The sequence below is a fragment of the Microvirga zambiensis WSM3693 genome (genome assembly GCF_016735695.1).
Taxonomy (GTDB): domain Bacteria; phylum Pseudomonadota; class Alphaproteobacteria; order Rhizobiales; family Beijerinckiaceae; genus Microvirga; species Microvirga zambiensis.
Map to the genome: position 1 here is coordinate 1 of NZ_JAERQD010000107.1, position 12337 is coordinate 12337.

The following is a 12337-nucleotide window of genomic DNA, read 5'->3' on the forward strand; positions in this document are numbered from 1 at the left end:
CTAATGCGGGGCAAATCCGATCACGTGCCGTGCCCATAAGGTGGGGCCTCTCCGATGGCCACTCGCCTGTACCTGCGAAACACCTGCCGCAGGCGCGCGGCCACGCTACCTTGCGCGACCCGACAGGGCAGGATCGGAGCCGCCTGGCCATTGAACCCGCGGCTGACCCAGAAGAGCAAGCGGCGTAGCGCCTGGTAGTCTCATCTCTCTTCAAAGACCGCATAACCATCCGGGGCTGGCTCGCCTATTGCCGGCATCCACGATAACCGGCGACCAGGGTGCAATGGAGTTGGCGGCGCCGCACAACTTTCTGCCGCACTCGCCTTTCCAAAACACAAATCGTAGGGCGTTGCCGGTTCACTATGCTTTGACCCGCGCAATTTGTCTCCTGGCTCCCTTTGTCGCGCTGCACCACCTTCTCAAAGGCCAAACATGAACGTACTTTGCCCGCCGAATAAAAGCCGAACCAAGAACAAGGGTATTGTACCGATCTGCCTCGTGCTTTGGAGGCTCAGGCCGCAAGGCGTGCTTCCAGGTTGCTTAAATAGTCTTCGGCATAAGTTTGCGCCGTGGAAATCGACAGATCGATCCCAGCCGCCGCGGCCTCTTCCATCACTTTTTTGACGAGCCCATTGCGAATTGCTAACTTTACCTCCGGCCCTGCGACAAGGCTGAGCGCTTGCGCTCCGATATTGATTCCAGCTTCTATCAGCGCCTGCTTCATGTTGCCTCCGGTAATGGCTGTGCGGAGAAGATTTGCCGCCTGCGCCTCGCACGAAAGCGCCATTGAAACGGCATCGGCCACTTGGCCAAGGACTGGAACGAAGCTCAATAAACCCACCGCCGTCGCCGCCCAATCGAGAACTGGCGAGACGATCTTGAGCGCGTCCCCGACGGCGTGGATAAAGGCCCCACCGTTTTTCTTCGGTGACTTGGTGTCAGGCTGGTCCGTCCGGCCCGCCAGCATATCCGAAACCGCGTCCTGTTCCGCAGTGGTTTCGGGCACATGGGTCTTTGACTGCTGGACCGTGCGGTTCGCCGACGACATGCTTTGGTAGAACCGAGCAAAGTCGTTTTTGCTGATGTCACCGGAATCGACGGTGTGGCCCCCGCCGAAGTCGAAGAACGAATTATCGGTCTCATAGCCCGTAATGGCATTGTTAAGCTGACTGAACAGTAGAGGATCTGAGAGCAGCTGAGAGGCCGCTTTCTGTACTTTCGGAGTGAGGCTCTTGTCTTCCGCCATCGTCGCGAGCTTGTCACGCGTCAGGTCACCGCTTCCAAAGAAGGCGTCCTGATTGCTATTGATCGTTTCTAAGGTCTCAAGCTCAGTACGCGTGAGGCTCATCGACGATGAAGCGACTTGAAGAAAGTCCTCTTTGTGCACCTTGTCTATTCCACCACCATACAACTGCTTCCATTGATCCGGGTGGCTGACGAAGTACTGAGCTGCAGCAATGACCTGGGGCGGACACTTGCCAGTCTTCGCTTCGCCTTCGACGATCTTCTCGAATTCAGCCAGACTCAGGTTCTCGGGCAGGTTTTCGGAGTACCGGTAAAGCTCGCGTAATGCATCGCTCCGGGTCATGACGGACGGCTGCGGTTCACCAGTGCTGTCGGATGGAATGTAGTTCTGCACGTAGCTTTGCGCCTGCTTGTCCTGAAATTCGGCAACTTGGGAGTGATGGCGGGAAAATCCGGACAAGTCCTTCGCCGTGATCTTGCCGCCGCAGCGGCCATCGCCCTGCGAGCCGATCGCATAAAACAGCTCTGGATCCTTCTGCAATCCCTCGATCGCCGCTTTCAAATCGGGGGGCGTGGAGGGATCGTTAGCTTTCTCCGCCAATGATTCCCAACTGAGTGGGGCTTGGTCCTTGTGGCGGTTCAGCACTGCTACAATCTCCAACTCGGCCTGGGTCAGCGAGCCGCCATTCCACGTGATTCTCTCGCTTGCCACGGGCGCCGGCGCAACCGAAGGATTGGCGACCTCGGAAGCTTGCCAGTCCCGATCCATCGACTCAATGGCTGCCCTCATATTTGGCGGCAGCAGGTCCAATGGGTTCTGCGCCAAGTCCTCCAACGCCGACTCGACATCCGACAGCGATTCCGAACACTGCTGCGAAGATGCTCCCGTCGATAAAGCGGGATCCCGCGGCAGCGGGTCTGGGAGCCTGAACGGACGGGCCCTGTCTTCGAGCAGTGACGTGAGCAGCACCTCTTCCAAGGGAGATGCGTTCTGCTGAGTCTTGATGAACGCGGATACTGGCTCCGACGAAGTCTGAGCGAACTGCAAGAAAGCGTTATTGGCGTTATTGATTGGCATCCTGGCTCCTCAGACGTAAAGTTGCATCCGCGACAAGGGCGTCACCAAATGGATTCACCAGCATTGATGATTATGAGCATTAGCCGCGTCATCAATTCCGTCTCTCTATGACCGTGCTTTGAGTGCTCAGTTTGTTGACGGCTCCAAACTCCCGTTCCAGCGCACAATGGGCGGCGATCCGTCAGGTCTTGACTCTCATCATGGCCGGCTCAGCTTTCGAGAACCTGACGAACTCAAAGAATCCATTAACGAGGCGGCTGGGGCTAGTGTCTCTCCGGAAGCTGCGGGTACCCAGTCACTTCTGGCTCGGCTCACGCTTCACGCCGTCCTGTTGCTGCCCGTCAGAAAAATACGAGGCCTCCGGTTGTCCATCACGCACGACTGTGGCGGAGGAGCCCCGAAACAATATCAGAACGGTTTGTCTCGTCGGCGCCGCTGCTTGAAGCTGTGCTTGCGCCTCCGCCACGAGGCTGTTGAACGTTTGTTCCACAAGCGCGACGAAGCGAGGTGGACCGGAAACCAAGATGAGGCCATTCCCCGGCGCAGGCCTCACAACATAGCGGTCATCGGATATGCCAAGGTCATCGAGAGCTGTCCTAACTGCTTCGAAGCGAATCGGGGCCAACACAAGCATCCGAGTCTGTGCCTCCTTGGCAGCAGATACGTAAAGCACAAGGCCATCAAAGTACCATTGCAAATCGTATAGCTCGGTCAAGCGGTCGAGGAACTCACGCGGCGGCAGGTCCGGCATCCGCGCGCGAACCCGCCCCTTTACCTCGGCGCTGACGTTAACGCTGATCTTCAGGTTATTTCCGAATTCCCGCAGCGCGGCAGAGAGATCCTGATCCAGAACCGTATACCTATAGAGTGTCGAGGGAAGCGATAGTGGGGAACCGAGAGTTGAGTCGATCCCAACGGAGAGGACAAAACCGACCCAAAGAATTCTCTTCAGGTTGCGCAGAATGGTAGATGGAATCAGAGTTCTTGACATGGCGTCCTGACAAATCAAGGGCTTAAACGCTCAAATGCGCTAAAGTCGCGAAGGCACCCCTTTTTGTCATAAACGCGCTCTCGTCAGCTGGTCGTCAGCTCACCTCTCTAGGTATTGAACCAACAGCGGGTGACAACCGGCTGGACTGACTTCACGCGAAGGAGAAACCAATTGAGTCCTTGCATGATGATGCCTGTTTCGTCAATCTCTGCCAGTCCGTCCGAGTTTTGTCCCGCACCAGCATCGCCGTCATTGGGCGAGCTGGCACAATTTGAGCGCGCACTAGTGCAGGCGGCCGCCTCTACGAAGAACGACACCATATCGCGCCCAGAAAGTGTGGCGTCAGTTTCTCCGCACCTGGATGTTCAACGCACGACTGCGCAGACAAACCCCTGGGGCGACCGCGTGTTCGAGATGATTTCTTCCATCTCCCGATTCGATTCAGTTAATGCTGCCGTGCATGACAATCAGCTAGGCCTCGAAAAGAGCGCTCTGTCTGGGCCGGCGCAGAAGCTCCCTGCCGAAGGTGCGGCGCCGGGAACGCCGATAGGGCAGGATTTCGGCGCGGTTATTGCGGAACTACGGGATCTCTACTATGGCGTCACCGAGGTTGCTCTCATTTCCAAGGGTGTCAGCGGCATAACATCGTCTGTGAATACGCTCATAAAACAGGGATGAACGGTAGACATGACTCGCTTGGCACAGGACAGAATCCTGCATAGCCGCTCGTTCGGTCGGCGATCGTTGTGTCTCGTCGTGCTGCCGCTTCTGTTCGGCCTGAGTGGTTGCAAGGTGGACCTTTACACGCGGTTGAAGGAGCGCGAGGCGAATGAGATGCTCGCGCTTTTGATGGATAGCGGGCTTGACGCAGTCAGAGTCGCCGCTAAGGATGGCAGCAGCACGCTCCAGGTTGACGAAAGGCAGCTTGCGTTCTCGATCGGACTCCTGAACGCCAAAGGGCTGCCACGCCAGTCTTTCAAGAATCTTGGCGACATTTTCAGCGGATCAGGCCTGATTGCCTCACCGACTGAGGAGCGCGCTCGTTACGTGTATGCCCTGAGCGAGGAGTTGTCGCGTACCATCAACGACATCGATGGGGTCTTCTCAGTACGTGTCCATGTCGTTCTGCCGAATAACGACCTGTTGCGATCAGGTGGTACGCCATCCTCGGCGGCAGTTTTCATCCGGCACGACGCCAAAGCAAATCTTTCAGTTCTGCTGCCGAAGATAAAGATGCTCGTCGCCGACAGCATTGAAGGCCTGTCCTACGAAAAGGTCGAAGTGGTCTTTGTGCCAGTCGAGCCCTCCGCGCGCGAGCAACGGTCCGATCCAGAGACTGTTTTGGCCCGAGCACCTACGTTCGTTCCGGCGCCACATCTAGCCATCGTGGTGGGTGGTGCCGCAGCTGCACTTGCAGCAACGTGCTATTTCTTAGCCAGTATTCTAAGGCGTCGGCACAGGCAACCCTCGGGCACACTTTCCAAGCCCGAGGGCCGCTCGGTGCTTGCGCTGTCGAACCCATTCACGAAAAGATCATCGACTACGGTGCGGAGCTAACATTCCCGATGCCAGTGCCGACACTGACTGCCGAACCCGATCAGTCGCTCCAAATGCGCTCCGCGTGCCTTAGCGATCTTGCCGCTTCCGCCCATTCAACTCGTCTTGCTGCGCGTCTTGATCCAACGTTGTCCGCTGCGACGTTGATGCAGTTGCAGAAGCGCCATAGGCTGCAACCAAGATTGGCAGAGCTGCTGCTGGGCGATGAAGTGCATTTGAGCGGAAGCGGCTGGGGGCCGGATCTTCTTGACGGGCGTGACCCGCGGCGGGTTGCCCTCCTTGCCGGTAGTGTCTGGCATGCACGATCGCTGCTGAAGCTTGTTTCGAAGTCTCACCTTGCCGCGCTCATCGAGCATATCGGCGCCGATGTCCACGCGTTTGGCATCCGACATGTCGCGCATGCGATCGCAACCAGCTGGAGTTCTGATCCTGCACAACTAGCGCAGCAAATCGACCACGATGGACACGCCTGCCTTGGTGCTTGGCTCAATGGCAGTACAGCGCTTGCCCGTAGCCGCGTGCTCCTTCGGTTGCCCCTCGGGACGACCGCCGAGAATCCCGCGCCCGAACACAGTAAGGCCTCTGGCCAGCTGCTCCCGTTTGTACTAGCTCATCTTGAGACGGAGAACCGGGCTACATGATAGCCGATGTCTACGCACCTCCCCTCGCGCCGCAGATGCGCCCAATGGGACCACTGATACCAGCGAGTGAGCTCGAGATCTGGCATTGCGCCGCAAAAGCGCGTGACGCCGCGGAACGGCATCGGCAGCGGGTCCGCAGATGGGCGCGCTCCGCTTATCAGCGTGAGCGGGCACGGGGCCATGCCGAGGGCTTGAACACAGGCGCCGAGGAAACGGCCCGGCTGATCGCGCGGGCGGTCTCCGAAGTTGCGCGACGCAAGGCGGTTCTGGAGCAGGAGTTGCCACAGCTGGTGCTAGAGATAATAGGCGATCTTCTAGGCGCCTTCGATCAGAGCGAGCTGTTGGTGACGGCTGTCCGTCACGCAATCGAACGTAACTATAGCGGCGCGGAAGTTTGCCTTCATGTGCATCCCGAGCAGGTCGACTTGCTCGCGCGCGCGTTTGTTGAATGTGACGGACGGGAGAGCCGGCCGAGGGTCCGAGTTGATCCGGATCCGACATTGTCACCGCAACAATGCGTGCTTTGGAGCGAGTATGGCAATGTCGAGCTTGGACTTGACGCACAGATGCGCGCGCTGCGCCTCGGCTTTCGATCCGATCCGGAAGTGAGCGAATGGTGATCCCCCGATGCCACAGCATACTAATCTCACCCGTAGCTTGGCTCCCGATCCGACGATCTCGTCTTTGAGGTCTATAGTAAAGCAAATCGACACGCGTGCCGTGCGCGGCCGAATCACGCGCGCCGTGGGTACCCTTGTCCACGCTGTCTTGCCGGATACTCGGATTGGCGAACTTTGTCTGCTACAGGATACGCGAACCGGCCTGTCGCTCGAAGCCGAGGTGATCGGCTTGTCGGATAATGGGGTACTACTCACGCCGATCGGTGACTTATTGGGCCTGTCCAGCCGCGCAGAGGTCGTATCCACCGGGCGAATGCGTGAAGTACCAGTGGGCCCCGATTTACTTGGCCGTGTGATTGACAGTCGTTGCCGACCACTCGACGGCAAAGGCGAAATCAAAGCTTCCGAAACTCGTCCCCTGCACGGCAAAGCGCCCAATCCAATGAAAAGGCGCATTGTTGAGCTGCCATTCCGGCTGGGCGTCCGCGCCCTTGACGGTCTCCTCACATGTGGCGAGGGCCAGCGGATCGGAATTTATGGCGAGCCTGGTTGCGGCAAGTCGACATTAATGTCGCAAATCGTAAGGGGTGCTGTTGCCGACGTCTTCATCGTCGCGCTCATAGGCGAGCGTGGACGTGAGGTTCGTGAATTCATCGAGCGGCATCTTGGGGAGGAGGGCCTCCGCCGTACGATCGTCGTCGTTGAAACCTCCGACCGCTCGGCGGTGGAACGGGCACAGTGTGCTCCTATGGCGACCGCAGTGGCGGAATACTTTCGCGAACAAGGGCTACGTGTAGCGCTCATGTTGGATTCGCTGACGCGCTTCTGCCGCGCCATGCGCGAAATAGGTCTTGCTGCGGGCGAGCCGCCGACCCGGCGGGGCTTCCCTCCCTCCGTTTTTGCCATGCTGCCAGGTTTGCTGGAACGTGCCGGAATGGGTGAGCGCGGCTCGATCACGGCGTTCTATACGGTGCTTGTCGAAGGTGATGGCGCCGGGGATCCAATCGCGGAGGAATCGCGCGGCATTCTCGACGGCCATGTCGTCCTCTCGCGCGCTATTGCGGCACGATCACATTTCCCGGCTATCGACGTGCTCCAGAGTCGCAGCCGCGTGATGGATGCGGTCGTTTCTGAAGCCCACCGAGAGGCAGCAGCGTTCTTCCGTGATCTCCTTTCGCGCTATGCCGAGACCGAGTTTTTGCTCAAGGTCGGTGAGTATAAGCAGGGCGGCGATCCGTTGACTGACCGGGCAGTCGCCACGATTGGCGACCTGAGGGATTTTTTGCGCCAGAGCGAAGGTGAGGCGTCGGATTTTGAGGAAACGGTTGCATGGATGTCGCGTCTGACCGCGTGAATCAGGTTCACGTTTTGAAGCTATTGCTTCTAAAGGATATGCATGAGCGTAATGCACTTAGGGAGCTTTCGTTGAAGGAAGCGGAGCGGCACACGGCCACCTTTGCTGTACAGAATGCCTTCCAGGAGCTTGCAGTCGCACAGCAACATCGCGCACGGGTCGAAGCGACACTCTACGGAGAGCTGATGTCGCTCGAGACATTGACTAGCGCTGCGCTCGACCGTCACCATCTTGGAATTGAACGGATTTCGGCTGAGGTCGCTTCTAGATGCCACGTGCTCGATGATGCCCGCATCGCTCATGAAGAGGCCGAGGCAGCGGCGTCTGAAATGAGGGAGCTGTGGGTCAAACGTTCGACCGCAACGCACAAATGGAAGCTAATCGAGGAAGACGTCCGACGCTGCGCTGATATTCATGCAGAGGCCGCAGGTGAGATAGAGGCTGACGACGAGGTATCTCTTCGGTATGGAAGGGTTTCGCTCGCTCAACTTTTGCGCGACTAGATCCGATAAGCCCAAGGTTCCTGAATGATGCGATTGTGCAGCTTAGAGCCACTTTGGTAATTGCTTTGGTCAGACCCGCTATCTTCGAACCAGCGCTGGGACTGTCCCACGAGGTCGTCTCGTGGCTCAATGCTATAGCATCCCCCCGGCGGGCCTTTCAGAGCCGGATCAGCGACACGCCCCTGTCGGTGCGGATACAAGGGCTTGTTTGGCAGCAGAAATCTCCCGCTGTTCCGATGCTTGACTGCGTTTGGCGCGTTGGAGCTGAAACGATCGTCTTGTCACTGTCACAACGACTTGTACAGGCGCTCGTCTCAACAGTACAGAGCGGCCTTGCTTTGCCTTCCGAGCCAACTGCTTCGCTCGTTCTCGAACTCGCGCTCGAGCCGCTTTTGACACGACTGGAGGATCAGACGCAGCTGAACATACAGCTTGTAGGCGTGGGTGAAGCCCTGACACTGGCTCCTTATCTAGAGCTTGATCTCGTCTTCGGCCCAGTCGATGGCAAGGGCCGTCTGTTCCTGTTCTCTCCTCTTGACAGCTTGGTGCCGTCTGCCTTCCGCGCGTTAGGCGAACTGGTCGGCCAGTTGCCGCGACAGCCGCGCGAGGTCTCCCCGGAGCTGCCGGCCATAGTTGCAGGAGTAATCGGTACGCTCTGCGTTCCGGTAGCGCTTATTCGCAAAGCATGTATCGGCGATGCTCTGTTGCCAGACATATCGCCGTTTGGCCGCGGCCAGATCATCCTGTCCGTGGGCCGGTCATGGGCCGGAGCAGACATTGAGGGCGACAACTTAATCCTGCGGGGGCCCTTCCGCCCGCGATCGCACCCTTTGGAGAATGTGGATATGACGACACAACCCGAATCCTGGCAAGAACGATCGGAAGCCGATCTCGACGATGTCGAAATCGTGCTTGTGTTTGAATGCGGCCGCTGGCCTATGTCTCTAGGGGAATTGAGGAGCGCGGGTGAAGGGCATGTCTTCGAGCTCGGACGGCCGATCAATGGTCCCGTCGACATACTGGCCAACGGTCGGCTCATCGGTCGGGGCGACATCGTGCGGGTCGGAGACGAGCTGGGCGTCAGACTCCGCAGCAGGTTGGCAAGCAATGACTGAGTTTCAGCCGCCGATTCTATCGCTTCTTGCGGTGACAGCCGGTCTCGGCCTTTTGGTTTTAGCAGTCGTCACAACCACGGCGTTTGTAAAGATCTCGGTTGTTCTGTTCCTCGTCCGCAATGCGCTCGGGACCCAGACGATCCCACCGAATGTAGTGCTGTACGCTGCGGCACTCATCCTCGCCATTTTCGTCAGCGCACCTGTTATTGAACAGACCTATAATCGTATGACCGACTCGAGGCTCCGCTATCAAACACTAGACGACTGGGTAACCGCCGCTAAAGAGGGGCGGGAGCCCGTACGTGAGTATCTCAAGAAGTTTACCAATCTAGAGCAGCGCCGTTTCTTCCAGTCCTCGACAGAAAAACTGTGGCCTGAGGAAATGCGCGTCAGAACCACACCCGATGATATTGCCGTTCTCGTGCCGTCTTTTTTATTCTCAGAACTCAAGCGCGCATTTGAAATAGGCTTCCTTCTCTATCTTCCGTTTATCGTCATTGATCTAATTGTAACGGCAATTCTGATGGCGATGGGCATGTCGATGGTATCCCCGACAGTGATATCTGTTCCCTTCAAGCTCTTTTTGTTTGTCGCTATTGATGGGTGGTCGAGGTTGATGCAGGGACTTGTATTGAGTTACGCCGCACCGGGAGGTTGATTATTACTCAGTCCAGCATTGTTACTCTTGTGAGCCAGTCGTTGATGGTTTTCATGATCTGGATTCTGCCACCGCTGATCGCGTCGGTGATTGTTGGCCTGGTCATTGGGATCATCCAGGCGGCGACGCAAATCCAGGATGAAAGCTTGCCCCTCACCGTAAAGCTTCTGGTTGTAGTTGCGGTGATTGGCCTGTTTGCCCCTGTGCTGAGCGCCCCGCTGATAGGGCTGGCCGACCAAATCTTTGCGGAATTTCCCGCAATCGCTCCTAGCTACCAGCCTCCACCATGACTGCGTCATCGGCCGAGATGCAAAACCTGATCCATGCGGCTATCGAGCTCGTCGCTGCAGCCGGACTTGGCGCGGCTCGGGCGACAGGCATTATGGTGGTGCTTCCTGTATTTGCGCGGGCTCAGATCAGCGGGCTGATCCGCGGCTCGCTTGCTGTTGCCTTTGGGCTCCCATGCTTGCCGTTCGTCAGTGACGGGTTGCAGGCACTGGATCCTGAAACACGTCTGATCCAGTTAACTCTGCTCGGCGTGAAGGAGATCTTTGTCGGCCTACTACTTGGCACTTTCCTCGGCATTCCTTTATGGAGCCTCCAGGCGGCCGGTGAGCTTATCGACAACCAACGTGGCATCACCAGCCCGTCCGTTCCGTCCGATCCCTCAACGAACAGTCAGGCTTCCGTGATGGGAATGTTTCTTGGGATCATGGCTATTACGATCTTCGTCGCTTCGGAAGGGTTGGAGGTTGTGGCCAGCGCCCTTTATGGTAGCTTTCAGATCTGGCCTGTGTATCGGTTTCAGCCCATACGGACCGCCCAGGCAGCAATGGAGTTGTTAGGGCTCCTCGACCACATCATGCTCACGACCTTGTTGGTCTCCGGGCCTGTAGTGTCCTTCCTGTTGCTGGTTGACATATCGGTGATGATACTTCTGCGCTTTGCGCCGCAAATCAAGTCGAGCCAACTGTCTCCGGTCATCAAGAATATCGCATTCCCCTTTATTATGACTGCCTATACTGCGTATCTGGTGGTGGGAATGAGACTGGAGATCAAACCAGCTAGTGGCGCGCTTGAGTGGTTGGGCAAGCTGCTGAAATGAGCGAGACGAGTGAGGAGAAGACACAGGCCGCAAGCCCGCACAAGCTAAACGAAGCGCGCCGAAGAGGGCAGATTGCGCGCAGCTCCGATTTCGTCCGTGCGGCCGCCACATGCGCTGGGCTCGGCTACATCTGGCTAAGAGGCAGCTTGATACAAGACAAATGCCACGAGGCGCTACTGTTGGTAGACAAACTGCAGAATCTCCCCTTCAGTATAGCGGTCCGGCAGGCATTGATCCTGCTCATCGAACTCACGTTGGAAACTGTTGGCCCGTTGCTTGGGACGCTCATGGCTGCGGTAATAGTAACCGGATTAATGTCCAACGGTGGTTTTGTCTTCTCGCTGGAGGCGATGACGCTCGATCTCGACAAAATCAATCCGTTCCATGGACTGAAGCGCATGGCGTCGGCGCGTTCTGCAGTGGAGGTTGGCAAGACCCTGTTCAAAGCAATGGTCCTGAGCGCAACCTTTCTACTCTTCCTTCTCGGCACGTGGAAGACGATGGTCTATCTTCCGATCTGCGGCATGGGCTGTATCAGCCTCGTGTTTACGCGAGCGAAGCTGCTGAGCCAAATCGGAGCCGCTGCCCTTCTTGTCGGTGGACTGACCGATCTCCTGGTGCAGCGTGCTTTGTTTCTGCGCGAAATGCGCATGACCAGGACCGAAGTGATGCGCGAGTCCAAGGATCAGGAAGGTACCCCGGAACTAAAGAGTGAAAGACGTCGCCTCCGAGACGAGGCTGCGCACGAGCCTCCGCTGGGGGTGCAGCGGGCCACATTGCTCGTGACCGGGAAGGCTGTACTCGTCGGTCTGCGTTACATTCGTGGCGAGATTGGTGTACCGATCTTGGTTTGCCGCGCCGAGGGCGAGGCTGCTTCAAAGATGTTAACTGAAGCGCGGGCGCTACGTGTCCACATCGGTCGTGATGATGTGCTTGCGCATAAGCTCTTCAGCGCAACAAAGCTGGGCGACGCCATTCCTGCGCAATACTTCGCGCCTGTCGCGAAAGCGCTCTACGCTGCACGCTTAGTATAGATGTGACCACAGCGCCGGACGGCCGCGCAGGCCGCAGTCATATTGTAGTTAGCCATTCCCCTGCACAAGTCGGGCTTCGCTGATCCCATGTCTTTATGGGCCGCAGCGATCTTGAGCGTCTGATCAAGGAAGAGCAGATCGAGCTTGTGCGCGACTGCAGGCACTGCAAAAGACCCCACGCAAATCCTCCGAACCGCCCTCGACGGGTCGCGAGGAGCAGCCTGAGCGCTCCAAACCGGGCGGATTCAAACCCGGCCGCGACGGCCACAGCCGGATCCTCAACTCCAGGCTGGATGCGGTGGTTGAGCATCGCCCTGACCGGTGCTTCCGCTGCGCAGCCGTTCGAATTGCGCATTGGTCGGCGGAGACGATCAGAACCCAAGGGCAAATCGACCTCCCAGGGGTGCACCCCGCGTCTGGACTTGCTTCAGTTTAA

Annotated in this window: 13 protein-coding genes; 10 read left to right on the forward strand and 3 right to left on the reverse strand. The window is 57.7% G+C overall.

The features are described from left to right. Nucleotides 1-511 precede the first annotated feature (511 nt). Nucleotides 512-2323 carry an HrpF/NolX family T3SS translocon protein gene (locus tag JKL46_RS32650; RefSeq protein WP_201842469.1) on the reverse strand — a complete coding sequence of 604 codons (1812 nt, stop codon included), beginning with the start codon at nt 2321-2323 and terminating at the stop codon, nt 512-514. Nucleotides 2324-2618: 295 nt separating this feature from the next. Continuing rightward, the gene (locus tag JKL46_RS32655; RefSeq protein WP_201842471.1) at nt 2619-3314 is read right to left on the reverse strand and encodes a secretin N-terminal domain-containing protein; all 696 of its coding nucleotides are present in this window, start codon (nt 3312-3314) and stop codon (nt 2619-2621) included. Between the two features lie 183 nt (nt 3315-3497). Between JKL46_RS32655 and JKL46_RS32660 the strand changes: the two genes are divergently transcribed. After that, on the forward strand, nt 3498-3992 hold the full coding sequence (locus tag JKL46_RS32660; RefSeq protein ID WP_201842473.1) for a nodulation protein NolB: 495 nt from the start codon (nt 3498-3500) through the stop codon (nt 3990-3992). A 9-nt stretch (nt 3993-4001) separates the two neighbouring features. Beyond that, nucleotides 4002-4871 (forward strand): type III secretion system inner membrane ring lipoprotein SctJ, encoded by an 870-nt coding sequence (gene sctJ / locus JKL46_RS32665; RefSeq protein WP_009488835.1) that lies wholly within the window; start codon nt 4002-4004, stop codon nt 4869-4871. A 95-nt stretch (nt 4872-4966) separates the two neighbouring features. Here sctJ and JKL46_RS36740 read toward each other — a convergent pair whose 3' ends face one another. Then, nucleotides 4967-5272 carry a hypothetical protein gene (locus JKL46_RS36740; protein ID WP_009488833.1) on the reverse strand — a complete coding sequence of 102 codons (306 nt, stop codon included), beginning with the start codon at nt 5270-5272 and terminating at the stop codon, nt 4967-4969. 236 nt (nt 5273-5508) lie between these two features. On the opposite strand from JKL46_RS36740, the gene sctL reads away from it, so the two are divergent. From sctL to JKL46_RS32710, 8 genes are read left to right on the forward strand one after another with little or no spacing between them, the layout of a single operon-like run. After that, the gene (sctL, locus tag JKL46_RS32675; protein ID WP_201842477.1) at nt 5509-6132 is read left to right on the forward strand and encodes a type III secretion system stator protein SctL; all 624 of its coding nucleotides are present in this window, start codon (nt 5509-5511) and stop codon (nt 6130-6132) included. Between the two features lie 7 nt (nt 6133-6139). After that, the gene (gene sctN, locus JKL46_RS32680) at nt 6140-7486 is read left to right on the forward strand and encodes a type III secretion system ATPase SctN (RefSeq protein WP_052600409.1); all 1347 of its coding nucleotides are present in this window, start codon (nt 6140-6142) and stop codon (nt 7484-7486) included. Beyond that, nucleotides 7462-7989: a hypothetical protein gene (locus tag JKL46_RS32685; protein WP_009488827.1), complete on the forward strand. Its 528-nt coding sequence runs from the start codon at nt 7462-7464 to the stop codon at nt 7987-7989. The genes sctN and JKL46_RS32685 overlap by 25 nt, the downstream gene beginning before the upstream one ends. A gap of 53 nt (nt 7990-8042) precedes the next feature. Then, nucleotides 8043-9104, forward strand: coding sequence for a type III secretion system cytoplasmic ring protein SctQ (gene sctQ / locus JKL46_RS32690; protein WP_201842486.1), 1062 nt, complete (start codon nt 8043-8045; stop codon nt 9102-9104). Continuing rightward, entirely contained in the window at nt 9097-9762 is a 666-nt protein-coding gene (gene sctR / locus JKL46_RS32695; protein WP_201842480.1) for a type III secretion system export apparatus subunit SctR, read from the forward strand. Before sctQ ends, sctR begins: the two co-directional genes overlap by 8 nt. A 2-nt stretch (nt 9763-9764) precedes the next feature. After that, nucleotides 9765-10052, forward strand: a complete 288-nt coding sequence (locus JKL46_RS32700; protein WP_040637793.1) for an EscS/YscS/HrcS family type III secretion system export apparatus protein — start codon at nt 9765-9767, stop codon at nt 10050-10052. Continuing rightward, the gene (sctT, locus tag JKL46_RS32705; RefSeq protein ID WP_201842482.1) at nt 10049-10867 is read left to right on the forward strand and encodes a type III secretion system export apparatus subunit SctT; all 819 of its coding nucleotides are present in this window, start codon (nt 10049-10051) and stop codon (nt 10865-10867) included. The genes JKL46_RS32700 and sctT overlap by 4 nt, the downstream gene beginning before the upstream one ends. Further along, nucleotides 10864-11901, forward strand: a complete 1038-nt coding sequence (locus JKL46_RS32710) for an EscU/YscU/HrcU family type III secretion system export apparatus switch protein (protein ID WP_201842484.1) — start codon at nt 10864-10866, stop codon at nt 11899-11901. The genes sctT and JKL46_RS32710 overlap by 4 nt, the downstream gene beginning before the upstream one ends. Nucleotides 11902-12337 lie beyond the last annotated feature (436 nt).